Below are 22,981 nucleotides of genomic sequence, written 5' to 3'. Positions count from 1 at the left end.
CGGAGGCGACCTCGCCGGCCCCGAACTCAGGTCGCCGGACCGCGGTCGACCGGAGCCTGCCACGGCAGGACCGGGCGGACCAGCAGTGTCCGCCCGTCCGGCCACGTCAGTCGGACCTCGGTGCCCGCCACCCGGACCGTCACCTCCGGTGCCGGGGGCGCCCCCGGCGCACCGGTCAGCAGCACGGCGCCGACCACCACCTCGAACTGTTCTGACGAGTCGTCACATACCGGTGCCGGAGCGGGCGGGAGCACGAGGAGGGGCACGGCGCAGCGGTGGCCGAAGGCGTTCGCCCGCTCGCGGCGGTGCACCTCCGCCGCCGTCCAGCCGTGCAGCCCGAGCACCGCGCTGACCAGCCCCGGCCCGTTCGCGCCGGGTGCCGTCCGGACGGCCGCGCCCGGAAGCTCCCGCAGGACCGTCTCCGGCTCCGCCTCGGCCGCCAGCGCGTAACCCCCCTCGCGCAGGCCCCAGCCGGGCGGCCGGCGCAGCCCGTGCACCCTGATCTCCCAGGGCCCGGCCGGCACCGAGACGCTCACCACGGGCGGCGGGGCCGCGCCGGGGACGGGCCCGCCGGGGGGCAGCGGCCGGTGCCAGGAGGCGGCGTACCGGTCGGTCACGGCGAGCGGGTGGATGCGCTCGCGGCGGGTGGCGGTGCCGTCGGGCAGGAGCAGCGCCAGGTGGTTGTCGATCCGTGGCGCCTCCGGGCCGATCACCGGCCCGGTGCGGGTCGAGTAGGCGAGCCTGGCGTAGTGCGGCTCGTCGCGTTCGACGGCCGGCGGGGCGGTCAGGTAGCAGGAGCCGTGGTTGAGCACCCGGACGAGCCCGTCGGCGGCGGTCCGGTGGACGAGGAAGCCGGGGACGGGCAGCGCGGCCGTCAGGTCGGCGCGCTCCCCCGCGAGCGGCTCCTCGGGCGCCGTCCACACCGGGTGGCCGGCCGGGAGCAGCAGCCCCAGGAACCCCATGGCCGCCGCGTACGGGGAGCCGGGCGAGCTGTAGACCTGGGCGGCCGCGCTCTGCTCCCCGTACCAGCCGAGCGGGAGCAGGCCGCGCGGGTCGGGCGCGCCCCGCTCGGTGAAGTGCCGCAGCACGCCGGAGGCCAGGCGGCGGGTCTGCCCCGGGGTGAGCGGGGTCGCGCCGTCCAGCGCCCCGAGCCAGAACGGGGCCAGGCAGGCGAAGCGGTAGCTCAGCGACCGCCCCTGGTGGAGCACCGCGCCGTCCGGCCCGAACAGCCAGCGGTACTGGGCGAGGAAGCGGTGCAGCCGTTCGCGGTACAGCGCCGCCCTGGCCCCGGCGCGTTCCCCGGCGATCCGCGCCCAGAGCAGCGGGTAGAGGTGGAACCCCCAGGCGTTGTAGTGGTCGAAGCGGCGGCCGGCGTCGTAGGCCGCTTCCGGGCCGACGGCGAACTCCCGCGGGCCGCCCGAGCGGAAGTCGTGGCGGGTCTCCGGCCCGTCCAAGTACCAGCCGTCGCCGGAGTACCACGGCTCGATCCGGTCCAGCCGGTCCTCGATCTCGCCTCGGTCGTGCCCGGCGCCGACGGAGGCGAGGAACTCGCCGACCACCGCCTGGAAGAGCACGTGGTTGTTCTCCCGGACGCCCCGGCCGACCGTCCCGCCGAGCCAGCCCGCCACCTGCTCGCGCTGACCGGGGGTCAGCCGCTCCCAGATCCACGGGCGGGACTCGTGCAGGGCCACCGCGAGCGACGCGGCCTCGACGATCTGCTGGGAGTAGTCGGTGACGGCCGGCCAGCGCTCCGGCCCGCCGGGGTCCGTGCCGGCGAGCAGCCCGGCGGTGACCTGGTCGGCCAGCTCTCCGAGGCGGCCGCGCGCCGGCTCGTCGCCGGCCGCCAGCCGGACGGCGGCCAGCACCGCCGTCCGCGCGAAGCCCTCCAGGCCGTCGGTGTCGCCGCCCGACCAGCTGCCGCGGCCCGGTGGCGAGATCCGCGCCCCGAGCGGGCTGCGGTAGGGCCGCAGGGACGCCAGCAGGTGGTCCGCGACGGCGATCCAGTGCCGACGGGTCCAGCCCGTCACCGGCGCGCCGTCCCGGTCCTCGGGCGGCAGGTCGAGCCCCGCGGTCGGTCGGTCCCGCATACGGCGGCCTCCTGGTGGCGACGGTGCCGGCGGCTCCGGCACCCTCACCGTACGGCCGGGCGCGCCGCGGGCCCGGGCGGCTCAGGCCGGGTCGGCGGTGGAGACGGCGAGCAGCTTCGTCACCGAGCCGTCGTCCCCGACGACGTCGCGCAGGTGGCGGAAGCCGAGCCGCCGGCACATCGCCAGGCTCGGGGTGTTCTCCGCGCCGACCATGCCGTAGACCTCCTTGAGCCCCAGTTCGTCGCCGGCGTAGCGGATCAGGCCGCGGACCACCTCGGCGCCCAGGCCCCGGCCCCAGAACTCCGGGGCCAGCGCGGTGACCAGCTCGTGGCCGTCGACGTTCCCGGTGCGCTTGACCTCGGCGTGGCCGGCGTACGCGCCGTCCAGCCAGAGGCCCCAGATGTCGAAGAGGTGCTGCGGGTAGACGTCGGTCAGGATCGCGCGGAACAGCGTGCGGATGTCCGGCTCGGGCACGAGGTCCTGGCCCATCCAGCGGCACACGTCCGCGTTGCGGAGCAGGGAGACGAAGGCGTCCTCGTCCTCGGGCCGGTAGGGGATGAACTCCAGGTGCTCGGTGCGCAGCTGAGGGGTCATGCCGCTCTCCTCTTGGGTCGTGGTGGTTCGGTGGTGCGGCAGCCGTGGGGCGGGGCCGGTCGGCGCGGCCGGCGGCCCCGTCCCCGCGGCCGGTCAGGCTCGGGCGTTCTCCATGCGCTCGCGCAGGCTCTTCGGGCGCATGTCGGTCCACACCTCGTCGACGTAGGCGGTGCACTCGGCCTCGGTGCCCTCGGTGCCGACGGGCTGCCAGCCGGCCGGGACGTCGAGGTCGGCGGGCCAGAGGGAGTACTGCTCCTCGTCGTTGCGCAGCACCTGGTAGCGGGTGTTCTCGTCCATGTCGGGCTCCTTCGTCATCGCGGGTCGGTCTCGGCGGGGTCGGTACGGGTGGGCAGGGTCGGTACGGGTCGGTACGGGTCGGCGGGTCCGGTGCGGGTGGGCGGTGTCGTCACCGTCCTTCCCGGGCGTGCCGGGCGATCTGCCGCAGGGCGGCGGCGAAGTCCTCGGCGGCCCGGCGGACGGCCCCGGTGCCGTGGACGGCGGGCCGGTGGTGCCAGGTGAAGGCGAGGCGTCCGTGCTGGGCCGCGCCGACCACCTCCAGCGGGTGGGAGCCGCCGTCCCGCGGGTCGTGGTCCTGGCCGAAGGAGCCGAGTTCGGCGCGGACCAGGCCGTCGCCGGCGGCCTCGGGCCGGGCGTCCCACTGGCCGAGGTAGTTGAAGACGACCTGGCCGTGGCCGCCGGCGGCGAGGCGCTCGCGGACCTCGGGCGTCCCGAAGGTGCGCAGGGCGCCGAAGCCCAGGCCGTTGCCGGGCACCGCGCGCAGCTGGCGGCGGACGGACTTCACCAGGGCGCGCCAGTCGCGGTCCGGGCCGGGCTCGGCGGGGTCGGGGACGTGGAAGGTGACGGGGTGGACGGTGGTGAACCAGCCGACCGTACGGGACAGGTCGACGCCGTCCAGCAGGTCCTCGCGGCCGTGCCCCTCCAGGTCCAGGCCGATCCGCTGCTGCCCGCTCCAGCGGGCCAGGGCGAGGGCGAGGGCGGCCAGCAGCACGTCGTTGACCCGGGTGCGGTAGGCGGCGGGGGCGGCGCGCAGCAGCGCCTCGGTGTCGGCCTCGTCGAGTTCGACGGTGACCGCCGCGGTCTCGGCACCGCCGGCACCGGAAGGGCCGCCGGGACCGGACGGACCGCCGGTCCCGGACGGGCTGCCGGGCAGGGCCGCCCGGGCGCCCACCGCCTCCTCCCAGTACGGGAGTTCGTGGTCCAGGCCGCCCTCGGCGACATGGGCGGCGAGCCGCTGCGCCCAGTCCCGGAAGGAGGTGCCGCGCTCCCCCAGGGTGACCGGCCCGCCCTGGACGGCCTGGCGGTGGGCGCTCTCCAGGTCGTCGCGCAGCACCCGCCAGGAGACGGCGTCGACGACCAGGTGGTGGGCGACCAGGAGCAGCAGGGCCGGGTGCTCCGGGTGGCCGGTGAACAGGGCTGCGCGCAGCAGCGGGCCGCGGGCCAGGTCGAAGCCGGCGTGCAGCTCGTCGGCGGCCTTGGCCATGGCCGCGTCGGCGGCCCCGGCGTCCTGCCCGGTCAGGTCGTGGTGGACCAGGAGGTCCTCGGCGGGGGCGGGCGGCGGGTTGAACTGGTGCCAGCCGGCCTCGTCGCGGGTGAAGCGCATCCGCAGGGCGTCGTGGTGTTCCAGCAGGGCGTCGAGCGCGGTGCGCAGCGCCGCCGGGTCGGGGTCGGCGGCGAGTTCGAGCAGGGTGGACTGGTTGAAGTGGTGGTGGGCGGCGCGCGGGGTGGTCAGGAACCACTCCTGGATGGGGGTGAGCGGGACGCCGCCGGTCACCGGGCCGTCGTCGGCGCGCTCGGTGGCGGTGCGTACGACGGTGGCCAGTTCGGCCACGGTCTGGTGGCTGAACAGGTCGCGGGTGGCCAGGTGCAGGCCGTCGCGGCGCAGCCGGGAGACCACCTGCATGCTGAGGATGGAGTCGCCGCCGAGCAGGAAGAAGTTGTCGTCGGCGCCGACCTCGTCGAGGCCGAGGACGTCGGCCCAGATCCGGGCGATCCGGCGTTCGAGGTCGGTCTCCGGCGCCCGGCCGGGGCCGGCCGCGGCCTGGGCGGGACCGGGGTCGGGCAGGGCCCGCCGGTCGAGCTTGCCGTTGGGGGTGAGCGGGAGCCGCTCCAGCGCGACGAAGGCCGAGGGGACGAGGTGCGGCGGCAGCGTCTCGGCGAGGTGGAGCCGCAGGTCGAGGGCTGGGGCGCCGGCGGTGGCGTCGGCGGGGACGACGTAGCCGACCAGCCGGCCGCCGCCCGGGCCGTCGGCGCGGACGGTGACGACGGCGTCGCGCACCAGGGGGCTGCGGCGCAGGGCGCTCTCGATCTCGCCGGGTTCGATCCGGAAGCCGCGCAGCTTGATCTGCTCGTCGGCGCGGCCGGCGAACCGGAGCTGGCCGTCGGCGGCGCGGCGGGCGAGGTCGCCGGTGCGGTACATCCGCTCGCCGGGGGCGCCGTACGGGTCGGGGAGGAAGCTCCGGGCGGTGAGGCCGGGGCGGCCGAGGTAGCCGCGGGCGAGGCCGGGGCCGGCCAGGTAGAGCTCCCCGGTGACGCCGGGCGGCACCGGCCGCAGGGCGGTGTCCAGGACGTACGCGCGGGTGGCGCCGCTGGGGCGGCCGATCGCGGGGCTGCCGCTGCCGGGGGCGAGCGGGCCGGTCCAGGTGGCGACGACGGTGGCCTCGGTGGGGCCGTAGGAGTTGACCATGCGCCGGCCAGGGGCCCAGGTGTCGACCAGGTCGGCCGGGCAGGCCTCGGCGCCGACGACCAGGGTGCGCAGCCCGGTCAGGGCCGCGGCGGTCTCGGGTTCCAGGGTGGCCAGGGCGGCCGGGGGGATCAGGGTGTGGCTGATCCGGCGGGCGGTCAGGGCCTCGGCGAGCCGTTCGCCGACCAGCGGCCCCTCCTCGCCGGTGACGAGGGCGGCGCCGGAGAGCAGCGAGATGCACAGTTCCAGGACGGAGGCGTCGAAGCTGGGCGAGGCGAACTGGAGCACCCGGTCGCCGGGGCCGACGGCGTACTGCTCGGCGGCGGCGGCCGCGAAGACGGCGAGGCCGCGGTGGGTGACCAGGACGCCCTTGGGCGTTCCGGTGGAGCCGGAGGTGTAGACGGCGTAGGCGGGGTGGGCGGGGGTGAGGGCGCTGGTGCGGTCGGCGTCGGTGGGCGCGGTGTCCGGGCCCTCGGCGGCCCAGACCTGGGCCGGGTCGTCGAGCAGCAGGTGGGCGGCGGCGTCGCGGACCATGAACTCCCGCCGGGGCGCCGGGTAGTCGGGGTCGACGGGGAGGAAGGCGCCGCCGGCCTTGGCGACGGCGAGTTGGGCGACCACCATGGCCGCCGAGCGGGGCAGGGCGAGGGCGACCAGCCGCTCGGGGCCGACGCCGCGCCGGATGAGCTGGTGGGCCAGCCGGTTGGCGGCCCGGTCGAGGTCGGCGTAGCTCAGCTCCCGTTCGCCGTCGAGCAGGGCCGGTGCCCCGGGGGTGGCGGCGGCCCGGCGCTCGAACAGCTCGGGCAGGGTCGCCTCGGGGACGGGGCGGAAGCCGCCGTGCGGCTCGGCGGGCGACTCCTCCGGGCCGGCCAGCGGCAGCGCGCCGACGGCGCGGGACGGGTCCTCGGCGACGGCGGTGAGCAGGGTGGCGAGCTGGCCGGCCATCCGCTCGACGGTGGCCGGGTCGAACAGGTCGGTGTCGTAGGTGAACAGGCCGTGCAGGGCGCCGCTCGCGGTCTCGACGAACTCCAGCACCAGCTCGAAGGGCGTCCGTACGGCGTCGGGCTCGATGCCGGTCACGTCGAGGCCCGGGAGGTCGGGTTCCGCGGACGGCGCGTTCTGGAGCACCACGTGGACCTGGAACAGCGGGCTGCGGCTGGTGTCGCGCACCGGCTGGACTTCGTCGACCACCTTCTCGAAGGGCACGTCCTGGTGGGCGAAGGCGTCCAGGACGGTCTGCCGCACCTCGCCGAGGAGGGCGTCGAAGGGCTGTCCGGGCTCGACCCGGGAGCGCAGCACCAGGGTGTTGACGAAGAATCCGACGAGCCGCTGGACCTCGGGCCGGTGCCGGCCGGAGGTGATGGTGCCGACGGTGATGTCGCTGTCCCCGCAGAGCCGGGCCAGGTAGGCCTGGGCGGCGGCGACCAGGGTGGTGAACAGGGTGGCGCCGCGCCGCCGGCCGACCTCGGCCAGCCGGCGGGCGGTGTCGGCGGGCAGTTCCAGTCGGACGGTGGCGGCGTTGGCGGCGTTGGCGGTGCGCACCGCGGGCCGGGGCCGGTCGGTGGGCAGCTGCGGCGGGACCACGCCGGTCAGTTGGCCCTTCCAGTAGGCGAGCTGGTCCCCGGTGGGCGCCCCGGCGGTGCGCTGCCAGTGGGCGTAGTCGGCGTACTGCACCGGGAGAGGCGCCAACTCGGCTTCGGTGGAGCCGAGTTCGGCGCGGTAGAGGTGGGCCAGGTCGGTGAGCAGCACGCCGGTGGACCAGCCGTCGGTGACCATGTGGTGCAGGGTCAGCGCCAGCACGTGCTCACGGTCGGCCAGCCGGGCCAGGGTGGCGCGCAGCAGTGGTCCGCGGCGCAGGTCGAAGGGGCGGGCGCGGTCGGCGGCGAGCAGGTCGCGCAGGGCCCGCGGCCGTTCGTCGGCGGGCCGCCCGGAGAGGTCGTGCAGCGGCAGCGGCACGGCGTGCGGCGGGTGGACCAGTTGGACGCCGTGGCCGTCCACGCTGTCGAAGGTGGTGCGCAGCGACTCGTGCCGGGCCGTCAGGGCGTCCAGGGCCGCGCCGAGGGCGCCGGTGTCGAGGGTGCCGCGCAGCCGCAGCGCGAGCGCGACGTTCTCGGAGACGCCGGGCGTGAACTCCTCCAGGAACCAGAGGCGCTGCTGGGCGTGGGACATCGGGGCGGCGCCCGTGCGGGGCACCGGGACGACGGGCGGGCGGGGCGGGGCGGCGGGCTCCTCGGTGAGCAGCCGGGCCAGGCCGGCCGGGGTGGGGTGGTCGAAGACGGCGCGGGGGCCGAGCTCGGCGCCGAAGGCCTCGGTGAGGCGGGCGGCGAGCCGGATGCTGAGGATGGAGTCGCCGCCGAGGTCGAAGAAGCCCTCGTCGGTGCCGGGCGGGCGGATGCCGAGGACCTCGGCGAAGAGCTCGGTGGTGCGGCGTTCGGCCGCGGTGCGTGGTTCGACCCGCTCGCGGCGCCCGCCGGGCCGCTCCTCGGGGGCCGGGAGGGCGGCGCGGTCGACCTTGCCGTTGCGGCTCAGCGGGAGGGCGTCGAGCGGGACGAAGGCGGCCGGGACGAGGTAGTCGGGCAGGGCGCGGGCGGCGAAGTCCCGCAGTTCGCCGGGGTCGGGGGCGCCGTCGGTGCCGACGGCGTAGGCGACCAGCCGGCGGGCGCCGGGCCGGTCCTCGCGGACGACCACGGCGACGTCGGCGACCAGCGGGTGGGCGGCCAGGGCGGCCTCCACCTCGGCGGGCTCGACCCGGAAGCCGCGGATCTTCACCTGGTCGTCCGCGCGGCCGAGGAACTCCACGGTGCCGTCGAGGCGGCGCCGGGCGAGGTCCCCGGTGCGGTACATCCGGGCGCCGGGCGGGCCGGAGGGGTCGGCGAGGAAGCGGGCGGCGGTCGCGCCGGGGCGGCCCAGGTAGCCGCGGGCCAGGCCCTCGCCGGCCAGGTAGAGCTCGCCCGCGCAGCCCGGCGGGACGGGCCGCAGCCGGGCGTCCAGGACGTGCGCCCGGCGGTCGTCCAGCGGGCGGCCGATCGGGACGGTGTCGGGCACCGCGGCGGCGTCCGACAGGGCGTGGGCGGTGGCGAAGGTGGTGGTCTCGGTGGGCCCGTAGCCGTCCACCACGGTCAGCCCGGGGCAGGCCGCCAAAACGCGGCGCACGGCGGCGGCGGGTACCACGTCGCCGCCGGTCCACAGGGTCCGCAGGCCGCCGAAGCAGTCCGGCGCGTCCTGGGCGAGGAGCCGGAACAGCCCGGCGGTGAGCCAGAGCGCCGTCGGCCCGTCGGGGCCGGCGAGGCGGCGCAGCAGGGCGGCGTCCACCGGCCCGTCGGGGGCGACGAGGACGCAGCCGCCGTTCAGCAGCGGCGCCCACACCTCGAAGGTGGCGGCGTCGAAGGCGACCGGCGAGTGCAGCAGCACCCGGGCGCAGCGGCCGCCGGTGAAGCGGCTGTCGGTGGCGAGCGAGGCGACGTCGCGGTGGCGGACGGCGACGGCCTTGGGCTCGCCGGTGGAGCCGGAGGTGTACATCACGTACGCCAGCCGGTCGGGGTCGGCGGGCGGCAGGTCCGGGGCGACCGCTCCGTCGCGGGCGGCGGCGACCTGTCCGGCGGTCAGGGTCGCGGCCGCGCCGGCCCGCTCCAGCAGGGTGCGGCGGCGCTCCTCGGGGGCGCGCCGGTCAACGGGCAGGTAGGCGCCGCCGGCCTTGAGGACGGCCAGCTGGGCGACGACGAGTTCGGTGCCGCGGTCCATCGCCAGGGCGACCCGGTCCTCGGGGGCCAGGCCGTCGGCGAGCAGCCGGGCGGCCAGCCGGTCGGACCAGTCGTCCAGCCCGCGGTAGTCCAGCTCGCGCCCGCCCTCGCGCACGGCGGGGGCGTCGGGGGTGCGGCGGACCTGTTCGGCGAAGACCCGCAGCGGGCTGCGCGGCTCCGGCGGGCGGGCGGTGGCGTGCCAGGAGGCGAGCAGGTCGCGGTCGGCCGGGGTGAGCGGGTCCAGTGCGGCGAGGTCGCCGTCCAGGCCGTCGGCGAGGGCGGTCAGCAGCAGGGCGAGACGGTCGGCGGCGTCCCGGGCGGTGCGCTGGTCGAAGAGCGCGGGGTCGTACGCCAGGTCGAAGGCGAGCTGTCCGCTCAGGTGGGCGCGCAGGCACCAGGGGAAGGTGGTGGCGTCGTCGGCGCGCACCTCGACCACCCGGACGCCGGTGCGGTCCGCGGCGGACTCGTCGACGGGGTAGTTCTCGAACACCAGCATGCTGTCGAACAGCGGCTCCCCGGCGGGCAGTTCGCTCAGGCCCTGGATCCGGGTCAGCGCCAGGTGGTCGTGGCCGCGGCCCTCGCTCTGCCGGTCCTGGAGGTCGCGCAGCCAGGGCAGCACGCCGCCCGACGGAATGCGGACCCGGGCGGGCACGGTGTTGATGAACAGCCCGATCATCGTCTCGACGCCGGGCAGTTCGGCCGGGCGCCCGGAGACGGTGGTGCCGAAGACGACGTCCGCGGTGCCGCCGTAGCGGGCCAGCAGCAGCGCCCAGGCGCCCTCGACCAGGGTGTTGACGGTCAGTCCGGCGGCGGCGGCGTTCTCCCGCAGCCGGGCGGAGGCCGCCTCGTCCAGGACGCGGTGGACGGCGGCGGTGGAGCGGGCCCGGTGGGCGCCGGCGGGGCGGCGGTCGTAGGGCAGCGCGGTCCGTTCGGTGAACCCGGCGAGCGCGGCGCTCCAGTGCTCCTCGGCGGCCCGCCCGTCCTGCTCGCGCAGCCAGGCCAGGAAGTCCGCGAACGGGCGGCGGACGGGGCGGGGCGCCTGCGGGCCGCCGGTCAGCGCGGCGTACTCCTCGCAGACCTCGGTGAGCAGCTGGCCGGTGCTCCAGCCGTCCAGGATCACGTGGTGGGTGGACCAGAGCAGCAGCACCTCCTCCCCGGGCAGCGCGGCCAGGACGAGGCGGGTGAGCGGCGCGGTGCCCAGGTCCAGGCCGGCGGCCCGCTCCTCGGCGAGCAGCCGCTCGGTCTCCTCGGCCCGCCGTTCGGGCGTCAGGGCGCGCCAGTCGAGGTGGCGGACGGGCAGGGCGGCGCGGCGCGCGACCAGCTGGACGGGGTGCGGCAGGCCGCGCCAGTGCACGGCGGTGCGCAGCGCCGGGGTGCGGTCGGCGACCTGCTGCCAGGCGGCGGCGAAGGCCGCCGGGTCGCCGACGCCGGCCAGCCGGACGGCGATCCGGTCCACGTAGGCGCCGTCCTCGTCGACCAGGCCGTGGAAGAGCATGCCGGACTGCAGCGGGGTCAGCGGCAGCAGGTCCGCGACCTCGCGGCCGTCGCCGACCAGGCCGTCCAGCCGTTCCTGGTCGAGGCCGGCCAGCGGGAAGTCGGACGGGGTGCGGCCGCCGGCTCCGGGGCCCGCGCAGTGCTCGGCCAGCTCGCGCAGCGCCTGGAGGGTCTGCTCGGCGAGGGCGCGGACGGCGGCCTCCTCGTAGACCTCCGCCGGGTAGGTCCAGCCCAGTTCGAGCCGACCGTCCTGGACCGCCCCGATGACGTCGAGCAGGTAGGGGCGGGGCTCGTCGGGGTCGGTGTCCCGCCCGGCCGGGGGCAGCGAGCCGCGCAGCAGCCCGTCGGCGCCGGTGAGGGTGTCCCACTGGCCGTGGTAGTTGAAGCCGACCTGCGGCGCGGCCGCGCCTTGCGGGAGGGCGGACGGGAGCAGGTGGCGCAGCGCGCCGTGGCTGAGTCCGCGCAGCGGGACGGCGCGCAGCTGCTCCTTGACCGAGCGCAGGGTGTGGTGCCAGCCCGCCTCGGGGTCGACGCGCAGGGCGAGCGGGAACTCGGCGGTGAACCAGCCGACCGTCCGGGAGAGGTCCTGGTCGGGGAAGAGGTCCTCGCGGCCGTGGCCCTCCACCCCGATCAGCACCGTGTCCCGGCCGCACCAGCGGGCCAGGGTGCGGCCGAGGGCGCTGAGCAGGACGTCGTTGACCTGGGTGCGGTAGACCTCCGGGACGCGGCGCAGCAGCGCCCCGGTGGTCGCCTCGTCCAGCGTCACCGTGACGGTGGCGGCGGCGCCGTGGGTGTTGGCGCCCGGGCGCCCGGCGGGCAGCCCGGCCGGGGCCTCGCCGGTGCGGGTCCAGTACGCGGTGTCGCCGTCCAGGGCGCCGGAGCGGGTGTGCCGCTCCAGCCGGGCGGCCCACCGGGTGTAGGAGGTGCCCGGCTCCGGCAGCCGGACGGGCGCGCCGGTGCGGGCGGCGTGGTGGGCGGCTTCGAGGTCGGCCAGCAGGATGCGCCAGGAGACGCCGTCCACGGCCAGGTGGTGGATCGTCAGCACGAGCTGGCCGGGCCGGCCGGCGCCGCCGTCGAAGTACAGGGCGCGCAGCATCCGGCCCTGGAGCGGGTCGAGGGAGCGCTGGGCCTCCTCGGCGGCCCGCTGCACCTCCGTCTCCAGGACGGTCCGGTGGTGGGTGAAGACGCCGTCCGGCGCCTGCTCCCGGACCTCCTGGTGCCAGCCGGCCTCGCCGTGGCGGAAGCGGGTGCGCAGCGCCGGGTGGTGCTCCACCAGCGCGAGCACCGCCTGCCGCAGCGCCGCCGGGTCGGTGTCCGGGGCCAGCCCCAGCCGCTGGGTCATGGTGAAGCGCAGCGCCTCGCCGGGGCGGCGCCCGTCGAGGTACCAGTGCTGGATCGGGGTGAGCGGGGCCTCGGCGGGCTCGGCCTCGTCCGCTTCCGTCCGTACGGTCGACTCCCCGGCGCAGAGGGCGAGTTCGGCGACGTTCTGGTAGCGGAAGACGTCCTTGGTGGTGAGGGCGAGTCCGGCGGCGCGGGCCCGGGAGACGATCTGGATGCTGAGGATGGAGTCGCCGCCGAGCGCGAAGAAGTTGTCCCGGGCGCCGACCCGCCGCACGCCCAGCACCTCGGCCCAGATCGCGGCGAGCCGCTCCTCGGTGCCGGGGCGCGGGGCGACGTACGGGGTGGTGCGGTCCGGCTGGGCGGACGGGGCGGGCAGGGCGCGCCGGTCGGTCTTGCCGCTGGTGGTGCGCGGGACGCGGGCGAGCGGGACGAAGGCGGTGGGCACCAGGTGGTCGGGCAGGGTGCGCCGCAGCCAGGCGCGCAGCTCCTCGGCGGGCGGCACCCGGTCGCCGGCCGGCACCGGGTAGCCGACCAGCAGGGTGCGGCCGCCCTGTTCGCGGGCGGCGACGGCGCAGTCCGCGAGGTCGGGGTGGGTCAGCAGGGCGGCCTCGACCTCGCCGGGCTCGATCCGGAAGCCGCGGATCTTGACCTGGTCGTCGGCCCGGCCGAGGAACTCCAGCTGCCCGGCGGCGTCCCAGCGGGCGAGGTCGCCGGTGCGGTACATCCGGGTGCCGGGGGCGCCGTACGGGTCGGCGAGGAAGCGGCCGGCGGTGAGCCCGGGCCGGCCGAGGTAGCCGCGGGCGACCTGCCGACCGGCCAGGTACAGCTCCCCCGGCATGCCGGGCGGCACCGGGCGCAGCGCGCCGTCCAGCACGTAGGCGGTGACGCCGCGGCCCGGCCGGCCGATCACCGGGCGCCCGGGGTGGTCGGCGCAGCGGGCGTAGGCGGCGTCGACGGTGCACTCGGTGGGCCCGTACAGGTTGTAGACGGTGACGCCGAGTCGGGCCCGGACCTCGGCCAGCTCCCGCCAGGTGGCGGCGGGGATCGCCTCGCCGCCGAGCTGGAGCAGCCGGGGGTGGTGCGGGGCGGGGCCGAACAGCCCGGCGGCGGTGAGTTCGCGCAGGTAGGAGGGGGTGACGTTGACGACGTCGAGCCGCTGCTCGACGATCCTGGCGCAGAAGGCCTGCGGGTCCAGCCGGACGTCCTCGTCGATCAGGTGGAGCTCCTGGCCGGAGACCAGCAGCAGCGGGCCCTCCCAGCTGGTGTCGAAGGAGAGGGAGGCGCTGAGGGCGACCTTCAGCCGGGCACCGTCGGCGGTGTGCGGGGCGAGCATCCCCTCCCGGTGGTCGCGGCAGAGGTTGACCAGCTGGCGGTGCTCGACGACCACGCCCTTGGGGCGGCCGGTGGAGCCGGAGGTGTGGATCAGGTAGGCGGCGTTCCCGGGCCGCAGCGGGGCGGTCCGCTCGGCGTCGGTCAGGTCGTGGCCGGGCAGGGCGTCCCAGGGCACCTCGCGCAGGTCCCGCTCGGTCAGCACCGTGCGCGGCCGGGTGTCCGCCAGCAGCAGGGCGGCCCGCTCCTCGGGCAGGTCCGGGTCGACGAACTGGAGGACGGCCCCGGCCTTGAGCACCGCGAACAGCGCCACCACCAGGTCGGAGGTGCGCGGCAGCCGGACGGCGACCACCTGCTCCGGGCCGGCGCCGAGGGCCGTCAGGTGGCGGGCGAGCCGGTTGGCCCGGGCGTTGAGGGCGGCGTAGTCCAGCGTGGCGTCCCGGGCGACCAGCGCGGTGGCGTCCGGGGTGCGGGCGGCCTGCTCCTCGAACAGGGCGGTGAAGGTGGTGTCCGGCCCGGGCAGCGGCTCGCCCCGGCCCTGGCGCAGCACCTGCCGCCGCTCGTCCCCGCTCATCAGCGGCAGCTCGCCGACGGCCGTCCCGGGCGCCTCGGCGACGGCCGCCAGCAGGGTGGTCAGCCGGTGGGCCAGCTGCTCGGCGGTCCGCGCGTCGAACAGCCCGGTGCTGTACTCCAGGTAGCCGGTCAGGCCGCCGTCGTGCTCGGCGAAGTCGAAGGAGAGGTCGAAGGCGGCGCTGCGGACCGGCGGGGTGACGGGTTCGACCGTCAGGCCCGGCAGCGGGGGCGTCTCGGCGCCGAGGTTGTGCAGTGCCACCATCACCTGGAACAGCGGGGTGCGGCTGGTGTCGCGCTCCGGCTGGAGGGCGTCCACCAGCCGTTCGAAGGGCACCTCCTGGTGGGCCAGGGCGTCCAGCACGGTGTGCTGGGCCGCGGTCAGCAGCTCGTGGAAGGTCAGGTCGGGGCGGACGTCGCCGCGCAGCACCAGGGTGTTGACGAACATGCCGACCACGTCGTGGAGTTCGCCCTGCTCGCGGCCGGAGGTGACGGTGCCGACGGCGACGTCGCGCTGCCCGGACCAGCGGGCCAGCAGCACCTGGCAGGCGGCCAGCAGGACGGTGTAGAGGGTGCCGTCGGCCTCGCGGCCGCGCTCGCGCAGCCGGGCGGTCAGCTCGGCGGGCAGCGTGAAGGTCGTCAGCGCGCCCTCGCGGGTGCGCACCGCCGGGCGCGGCCGGTCGGTGGGCAGTTCCAGCGGGGCCAGGCCGTCCAGGGCCCGGCGCCAGTGGTCGAGGTCGGCCTCGGCGGCGGCGGTGCGGGTGCGCTGCCAGGCCGCGTAGTCGGTGTACCGGACGGGCAGCGCGGGCAGGTGCGGGCTCCGCCGTTCGAGGGCGGCGGCGTACAGCTCGCCGAGGTCGCGGCCGAGCACGCCCATCGACCAGCCGTCGGTGGCGATGTGGTGCACCGCCAGGGCGAGGACGTGCTCCTCGGCGGCCGTCCGGGCCAGGTGGGCGCGGAGCACGGGGCCCTCGGCGAGGTCGAAGGGGGCGGTGGCGATCCGCTCCAGGTGGGCGTCCAGCTCCGCCGCCGGGACGTCCGCGCAGGGCAGCTCGACGGGGTGCGGCGGGCGCACCACCTGCCGGGCCCGGCCGTCCCGTTCGGCGTACGTGGTGCGCAGCGCCTCGTGCCGCTCGACCAGGGCGTCCAGGGCGTCGCCCAGGGCGGCCCGGTCGAGGGCGCCGCGCAGCCGCAGCACGGACAGCGAGGTGTACTCGGTGCTGCCGGGCTCGAAGCGGTCGAGGAACCAGAGCCGCTGCTGGGCGTAGGAGAGCGGCGCCTCGGCCGCCGGGTCGGCGGCGGGGATGACGGCCGGTGCGGCGCCGGGGCGCGGGGCGCCGAGCGCCTCGGCCAGGTCGGCGAGCACGGGGTGGGTGAACAGCACCCGGGGCGAGAGGTCGGCGGCGCCGAAGGCGGCGCGCAGCCGGGCGGTGACCCGTACGGCGAGGATGGAGTCCCCGCCGAGGGCGAAGAAGTCGTCCTCGGCGCCGACCGCGCCGGTGTCCAGGACCTCCGCCCAGGCCTCGGCGACCAGCCGCTCGGCGGGGGTGCGGGGCGCGGTGCGCCCGCGGCCGGCGGCGAAGCCGTCCGGGCCGGGCACCGGCAGGGCGCGCCGGTCCAGCTTGCCGTTGGGGGTGAGCGGCAGGGCGGCCAGCGGGACGTAGGCGGCGGGCACCAGGTAGGCGGGGAGCAGGCGTTCCAGGTGGGCGCGCAGCTCGGCGGCGCCGGGCGGCCGGGCCGGGTCCTCCCCGACGAGGTGGGCGACCAGCCGGCGGGTGCCGGTGGCGTCCTCGTGGACGCCGACGGTGGCCAGGGCGACGCCCGGGTGGGTCTGGAGGGCGGCCTCGATCTCGCCGGGTTCGATCCGGTAGCCGCGGATCTTGACCTGCTGGTCGGCGCGGCCCAGGTAGCGCAGGGTGCCGTCGGCCTGCCAGCGGGCCCGGTCGCCGGTGCGGTACATCCGGGTGCCGGGGGCGCCGAAGGGGTCGGCGAGGAAGCGGCCGGCGGTGAGGCCGGGCCGGTTGAGGTAGCCGCGGGCCAGCCCCTCGCCCGCCACGTACAGTTCGCCGACGGCGCCCGGGGGCACCGGGGCGAGGTCGCCGTCGAGCACGTACAGCCGCAGGTCGGCGATGCCGGTGCCGATCGGGCCGGGGCCGCCGGCGGTGGCGGTCGCCGGGTCGAGCGCGGTGTGGGTGACGTGCACGGTGGTCTCGGTGATGCCGTACATGTTCACCAGGCGCGGCGCGTCCTCGGGGTGGCGCCGGTACCAGTCGGCGAGCCGGGTGACGTCCAGCGCCTCGCCGCCGAAGACCACCGTGCGCAGCGCCAAGCGGGCTGATATGTCCGGGAGTTCGGCGTCGGCGCGGGCCAGCTGGTGGAACGCGGACGGGGTCTGGTTGAGGACGGTGACCCGCTCCTCGGCGAGCAGCCGAAGGAAGTCCTCCGGGGAGCGGGCGGTGTCCTCGGGCACCACGACGAGCCGGCCGCCGTGCAGCAGCGGGCCCCACAGCTCCCAGACCGAGAAGTCGAAGGTGTAGGAGTGGAAGAGCGTCCAGACGTCCTCGGCGCCGAAGTCGAACAGGTCGCGGGTCTGCTCGAACAGCCGGACCACGTTGGCGTGCGGCACCACGACGCCCTTGGGGCGGCCGGTGGAGCCGGAGGTGAAGATGGCATAGGCGGGGCTGTCGGGCAGCGGTCGGTGCCCGGCGCCGAGCGGGCCGGCCGGGCGGCGGGCCAGGTCGGCGCGCACCCCGGGGTCGGCCAAGGCGAGGACGGGCACCTCGACGCCGGTCGGATCGGCCGGGGCCTCCAGGGTGACCAGGGCCACCGGGGCGGCGTCGCGCAGCAGTTCGGCGCGGCGTTCGGCGGGCAGGCCCGGGTCGAGCGGCAGGTAGGCCGCGCCGGTCTTGAGGACGGCGAGGACGGCCACCACCAGCTCGGCGGTGCGGGGCAGCGCCAGGGCGACGTACCGCTCGGGGGCGGCGCCGAACCCGGCCAGCCGGTGGGCGAGCCGGTCGGCCCGGGCGTCCAGCTCGGCGTAGTCGAGGTGCTCCCCGCCGCAGGTGACGGCCTCGGCCCGCGGGGTGCGGGCGGCCCGCTCCTCGAACAGGTCGACCAGGGTGCGCGCGGGCCGGCCCTGCGCGGTGCCGTTCCAGTCGACCAGCAGCCGGCGGCGCTCCTCCTCGGTGGTCCAGGCCAGCGCGCGCAGCGGGCGGTCCAGCCCGGCGGCCAGCTCGGTGAGCAGCAGCCGCAGCCGCCCGGCGAGGGCGTCCACCGTCGCGGTGTCGAACAGCTCCGGGTCGTAGGCGAGGTCGAAGCCGACCTGCCCGCCCTGGTAGGCGCGCAGCACCAGCGGGAAGCTGGTGGCGTCCCGGGAGGAGACCTCGGCCAGGCGCACCCCGGTGCCGGCGGCGCGGGCGTCGTCGAAGGGGTAGTTCTCGAAGGCGACGATGCTGTCGAACAGCGCGCTGCCGGCGGGGACGTCGCTGAAGCCGGTGAGTTCGGCGAGCGAGACCGCCGAGTGCCGGCGGGCCTCGGCCTGGTCCGCCTGGAGCTCCCGCAGCCAGTCGGCGGCGGTGCGCTCGCCGTCCACCCGGACCCGGGTGGGCAGGGTGTTGATGAACATGCCGATCATCGACTCGACGCCGGGCAGCTCCTCGGGCCGGCCGGAGACGGTGGTGCCGAACAGCACGTCCGGCTCGCCGCTGTAGCGGGACAGCAGCAGCGCCCAGGCGCCCTGCACCACGGTGCCGAGGGTCAGCCCGGACTGCCGTGCGGTGCGGGCGAGTTGCTCGGAGACCTGCTCGGACAGGGCGGCGCTGAGGCTGCCCGCCGAGCGGGCCCGGTGGGCCTCGCGCCGCGCCCGGTCGGCGGGCAGCGGGGTGGCGGTGGCGAAGCCGTCCAGGACGGACCGCCAGTGGGCCCGGGCGGCCCCGGCGTCCTGCCCGGCCAGCCAGTGCACGTAGTCGGCGAAGGGCCGGCGCACCGCCGGAGCGGGGGCGCCACCGGTGGTGAGCGCCGCGTACTCGGCGAACACGTCGGTGAGCACCTGGGCGAGGCTCCAGCCGTCCAGGACCAGGTGGTGGGAGGTCCACAGCAGCTGGACCCGGGCCTCGGGCAGCCGGACCAGGGTGAGCCGGGTGAGCGGGGCGGTGGCGATGTCCAGGCCGAGGGCGAGGTCCTCGGCCTTCAGCCGCTCCAGCCGTTCGGCGCGCTCGGCCGGGTCGACGGCCCGCAGGTCCAGGTGGGTCACCGGCAGCCGGACGCCCCGGCGCACCACCTGGAGCGGGGCGGGCACGCCCTCCCAGACCACGGAGGTGCGCAGCGCGGGCGTACGGTCGGCGACCCGCTGCCAGGCCACGGCGAGGGCGTGCGGGTCGGCGACGCCCTCCAGCAGCAGGGCGGCCTGGTCGAGGTAGACGTCGTCCTCGCCGCCGACCAGGCGGTGGAAGAGCATGCCCTCCTGGAGCGGGGTGAGCGGCAGCAGGTCCGTCACGTCCCGGCCGTCGCCGACCAGCCGGTCCAGCGCGGCCTGGTCGAGGCCGGCCAGCGGGAAGTCGGAGGGGGTGCGGCCGCCGGCGCCGGGGCTCGCGCAGTGCTCGACGATGCCGGTGAGCGCGGCGGCGGTGGCCTCGGCCAGGGCCCGGACGGTCTCCTCCCGGTGCACCCGGTCGCTGTAGTGCCAGGTGAGTTCCAGCTCGCCGTCGGCGACGACGGCGGAGACGTCGAGCAGGTGGTCCAGCGGCTCGTCGGGGGCGAGGTCGCGGCCGGGGGCCTGCCCGGCGGGGGCGAAGTCGCCGCCCTCGGGGGCGGTCCACTGGCCGTGGTAGTTGAAGCAGACCTGCGGCAGCGGACGGTCCCTCAGCGCGGCGGCCGAGCCGAGCCGGGCGAGGGCCTCGTAGCCCAGGCCCCGGCGGGGCACGGCGCGCAGCCGCTCCTTGACCCGCTTGAGGGTGGCGGCCCAGTCCGTCCCTTCCGGCAGGTCCAGGGTGACGGGGTACTGGGTGGTGAACCAGCCGACGGTGCGGGAGAGGTCGAGGCCGTCGAAGAGGTCCTCGCGGCCGTGGCCCTCCAGGGCGACGGCGACCCGCCCGGTGCCGGTCCAGTCGGCGAGGGCCCGGCCCAGCGCGCTGAGCAGCACGTCGTTGACCTGGGTCCGGTAGGCCTCGGGGACCTTCCGCAGCAGCGCCTCGGTGGTGGCCCGGTCGAGCCGGTGGCGCAGGGTGCGCACCGAGCCGGCGGTGGGGGTGCCGGGCAGGTCGACGGGCAGCGGCCCGGCGGGGGCGGCGGTCTCGGCGGTCCAGTACGGCAGGTCCGCGTCCAGGCCGCCGGTCCGGACGAGTTCGGCGAGCCGGTGGGCCCAGTCGGTGAAGGCGGTGGGCTCGGGCGCCGGGTCGGGGGTGCGGCCCTCGGCGGCCTGCCGGTAGGCCTGTGCCAGGTCGGCGAGCAGGACCCGCCAGGACACGCTGTCGACGGCCAGGTGGTGGGCGGTCAGGAGGAGTTGGGGCCGGGCGCCGTCGGCGGGCCGGAACAGCACGGCGCGCAGCAGCGCCCCGGTGGCCGGGTCCAGCTCGGCGCGGGCGGCCTCGGCGGCCGCCTCCCGCTCCGCCTCCCGCTCGTCGGCGGGGTCGGTGGCCGGGTCGAGGGCGGTCAGCAGCGCTCCGGCGTCCGCAACCGGCTCCTGGCACCAGCCGTCCCCGGTGCGGGTGAAGCGGGTGCGCAGCGCCGGGTGGGCGGCCACCAGCGCGCCCAGCGCCCGGTCCAGCGCGGCTTCGTCCAGCCCGTACGGCAGGTCGAGCAGCATCGACATGGTGAAGTGCCGCAGCGGGCCGTGGGCGGCGAAGAACCACTCCTGGACGGGGGTCAGCGGGGCGGGCCCGTCCTGGTGGTGGTGCGGCGCGGGGGCGGCCGGCGGCTCGGCGGTGCGGGCCGCGGCGGCCAGGTCGGCGACGGTCTGGTGGCGGAAGACGTCCTGGGAGCCGATCCGCAGGCCCGCCGCACGGGCCCGGGAGACGGCCTGGATGCTCAGGATCGAGTCGCCGCCGAGTTCGAAGAAGTTGTCGGTGACGCCGACCCTGGGCACGCCCAGCACCTCGGCCCAGATGGCGGCGAGGGTCTCCTCCTCGGGGGTGCGCGGGGCGGTGAACTCCCCTTCCCGGGCGTCGGTTTCGGGGGCGGGCAGGGCGCGGCGGTCGAGCTTGCCGCTGGTGCCGAGCGGCAGGGCGTCGAGCACGGTGAAGGAGGACGGCACCAGGTGGTCGGGCAGCACCCGGCGCAGGGCGGCGCGCAGGTCGGCGGCGGGGCGGGCGGCGCCGTCGGCGAAGACCAGGTAGGCGGCCAGCCGGTGGTGTCCGTGGGCGTCGGGGACGGCGGCCACGGCGGCGGCGCGGACCTCGGGCAGCTCCAGCAGGGCCGCCTCGATCTCGCCGGGTTCGATCCGGTGACCGCGCACCTTGACCTGGTCGTCGGCGCGGCCGAGGTACTCCAGGCGCCCGTCGGCCGTCCAGCGGGCCAGGTCGCCGGTGCGGTACATCCGGGTGCCGGGCGGGCCGTACGGGTCGGCGGTGAAGCGGGCGGCGGTCAGGCCGGGGCGGCCGTCGTAGCCGCGGGCGACCTGCTCGCCGGCCAGGTGGAGCTCGCCGCTGACCCCGGGCGGCACGGGCTGGAGCCGGCCGTCCAGGACGTAGGCGCGGATGTTGGGCAGCGGGCGGCCGATCAGCGGCCGGTCCCCGCCGTCGATCCGGCAGGCGATGGCGTCGACGGTGCACTCGGTGGGGCCGTAGTAGTTGTAGGCGGCCGTCTCCGGGCGGGCGGCGAGTTCGCGCCAGAGCCGGGGGGCGACCGCCTCGCCGCCGAGCATCAGCACCCGGGGGCGGTGGCGGGGGTCGTCGAGCAGCCCGGCGGGCAGCAGTTGGCGCAGGTAGGAGGGGGTGAGGTCGAGGAAGTCGATCCGGTGGCGGACGACGTACTCGACCAGGGCGGCCGGGTCCATCCGGGTGGTCTCGTCGACGAGGTGCAGCGGGTGGCCGTCCGCGAGCAGCAGCAGGCCCTCCAGCGAGGTGTCGAAGGAGAAGGAGGCGGTCAGGGCGACGTTCAGCGGGCCGCCGCCCGCGTCGGCGACGAAGCCGGCCCGGTGGGCGGCGAGCAGGTGGGCCAGGGCGCGGTGCGGGACGCTGACGCCCTTGGGGCGGCCGGTGGAGCCGGAGGTGTAGAGCACGTACGCGGGGGTCGCGAGGTCCGGCGTGGGAAGGACGACGTCGACCGGGTCGTCGTTGCCCAACAGGTCGCGCAGGGTGTCCTCGTCCAGGAACAGGGCCGGCCCGGCGTCCTCGAGCACGTAGACGACCCGCTCCCAGGGCAGCGCCGGGTCGAGCGGCAGGTAGCCGGCGCCGACCTTCCAGACCGCGAGGACGGCCACCACCAGGTCGGCGGTGCGCGGCAGTCGCAGCGCGACCAGCCGTTCGGGGCCGGCGCCGGTGGTGGCCAGTCGGCGGGCGAGCCGTTCGGCGCGGGCGTCCAGTTCGGCGTAGTCGAGCCGCTCCTCCCCCGCGACCAGGGCCAGGGCGTGCGGGGTCCGTTCGGCCCGGCGCCGGAGCAGCTCCGGCAGGCTGACGGCCTCGACGGGCAGCTCGGTGGCGTTCCAGCCCCGGGTGACCTGCTCGGTCTCCCGCGCGGAGAGCAGCGGCAGGGTGGCGAGCGGGCGGTCCGGTTCGGCGGCGGCGCCCTCCAGCAGGCGCAGCAGCTGCTCGGCCATCCGGCCCGCGGTGGGGGCGTCGAAGAGGTCGGCGCGGTACTCCAGGACGCCGGTGAGCGCCTCGCCGTCGGGGACGAACTCCACGCTGAGGTCGAAGGTGGCGGCCTGCCGGGGCACGGTGACCGGGGCGGTGGCGAGTCCGGGCCGGTCCCCGGCGGTGGGCGGGGCGGGGTGCAGCAGCACCAGGACGTCGAACAGCGGGTTGCGGCCGGCCTCGCGGGGCGCGCCGACCGCCTCGACGATCCGTTCGAAGGGCGTGTCGCCGTGTGCGAGGGCGTCGTTGCCGGTCTCGGTGGCGGCGGCGAGCAGTTCGCGGAAGGAGGCGTCGGGCGCCACCCGGGTGCGCAGCACCACCGTGTTGACGAAGCAGCCGACGGCCCGTTCCAGTTCGGTGCGGGTGCGCCCGGCCATCAGCGAGCCGACGGTGACGTCCTGCTGGCCGGACCAGCGGGCGAGCAGCGCCTGGGTGCCGGCCACCAGCGCGGTGTTGAGGGTGCCCTGCTGCTCGGTCGCGAGGGCGCGCAGCCGGGCGGTGAGCGGCGCGGGGACGGTGAACGTGTGCAGGCCGCCCGGGCCGGCCTCCTCGCCGCGCCGCGGGTGGTCCAGCGGCAGGTCGGACGGCACGGCGCCGGCCAGCTTCTCCCGCCAGTGGGCGAGCTGCCGCTCCAGCCGGTCGCCGGCGAGCTGCTCACGCTGCCAGGCCGCGAAGTCCGGGTACTGGGCGGCGACTTCGGGCAGTGCGGGGTCGGCGCCGCGGGCCAGGGCCTCGTAGGCGGTGCACAGCTCGTCCAGGACGACGCCCATCGACCAGCCGTCGGTGACGATGTGGTGGGCGGTCAGCTGCAGGACGTGGGCGTGCGGCGACTCGGCGACCAGCAGGGCGCGCAGCAGCGGCCCCCGTTCGAGGTCGAAGGGCCGGGAGTACTCCCGGAGCAGGACGGCGTCCAGGCTCTCGCCCTCGGCCGGTTCGCGGACCGGCAGCTCCACCGGCCCGGGCTCCCGGACGGTCGGCACCGGCCGGCCGTCGCTCTCCGCGAAGGTGGTGCGCAGCGCCTCGTGGCGCGCCACCACGGCGGTCAGCGCCGCGGCGAGCGCGGCGCGGTCCAGCTCGCCGGTGAAGCGCAGGGCGACGGCGCTGTTGTAGCGCGGGTCCCCGGGGCGCAGCCGGTCGAGGAACCAGAGCCGCTGCTGGACGAAGGACGGCGGCAGCGGACGGCCGCGGTCGCCGCGCGGGATGGCCCGCTCGGCGGCGGCCCCGTCGCCGCCGGACCGGCCGGCCAGCCGCCGGCGCAGGGCTTCGCGCAGGTCGGCGGGCAGGGCCGCGGCGCGGTCCCGCTTCGAGGGCGTCGGAGGCGTCGAAGGCGTCATGGTCGTC

General features: G+C 77.3%; 4 protein-coding genes. All 4 read right to left on the bottom strand.

Annotated elements, in window-relative coordinates:
- Positions 1–26 precede the first annotated feature (26 nt).
- Complete coding sequence (locus tag ACFVXH_RS19050) at positions 27–2,087, bottom strand: DUF2264 domain-containing protein (protein WP_387825190.1); 2,061 nt, start codon at positions 2,085–2,087, stop codon at positions 27–29.
- Positions 2,088–2,168: 81 nt separating this feature from the next.
- Entirely contained in the window at positions 2,169–2,681 is a 513-nt protein-coding gene (locus ACFVXH_RS19045; protein WP_375873067.1) for a GNAT family N-acetyltransferase, read from the bottom strand.
- 93 nt (positions 2,682–2,774) lie between these two features.
- Positions 2,775–2,978: an MbtH family NRPS accessory protein gene (locus ACFVXH_RS19040; RefSeq protein WP_049649584.1), complete on the bottom strand. Its 204-nt coding sequence runs from the start codon at positions 2,976–2,978 to the stop codon at positions 2,775–2,777.
- Positions 2,979–3,087: 109 nt separating this feature from the next.
- Positions 3,088–22,974 carry a non-ribosomal peptide synthase/polyketide synthase gene (locus tag ACFVXH_RS19035; protein WP_387825186.1) on the bottom strand — a complete coding sequence of 6,629 codons (19,887 nt, stop codon included), beginning with the start codon at positions 22,972–22,974 and terminating at the stop codon, positions 3,088–3,090.
- Positions 22,975–22,981: the final 7 nt, after the last annotated feature.

The sequence above is a fragment of the Kitasatospora sp. NPDC058184 genome (genome assembly GCF_042883725.1).
Classification (GTDB): domain Bacteria; phylum Actinomycetota; class Actinomycetes; order Streptomycetales; family Streptomycetaceae; genus Kitasatospora.
Note: the sequence above shows the minus strand (reverse complement) of the source record. Positions and strands in the feature narration are given on the sequence as shown.

Excerpts from the sequence above, each read along its gene's own strand:
- ACFVXH_RS19050 (WP_387825190.1), bottom strand. The coding sequence starts at position 2,087 with ATGCGGGACCGACCGACCGCGGGGCTCGACCTGCCGCCCGAGGACCGG.
- ACFVXH_RS19045 (WP_375873067.1), bottom strand. The coding sequence starts at position 2,681 with ATGACCCCTCAGCTGCGCACCGAGCACCTGGAGTTCATCCCCTACCGG.
- ACFVXH_RS19040 (WP_049649584.1), bottom strand. The coding sequence starts at position 2,978 with ATGGACGAGAACACCCGCTACCAGGTGCTGCGCAACGACGAGGAGCAG.
- ACFVXH_RS19035 (WP_387825186.1), bottom strand. The coding sequence starts at position 22,974 with ATGACGCCTTCGACGCCTCCGACGCCCTCGAAGCGGGACCGCGCCGCG.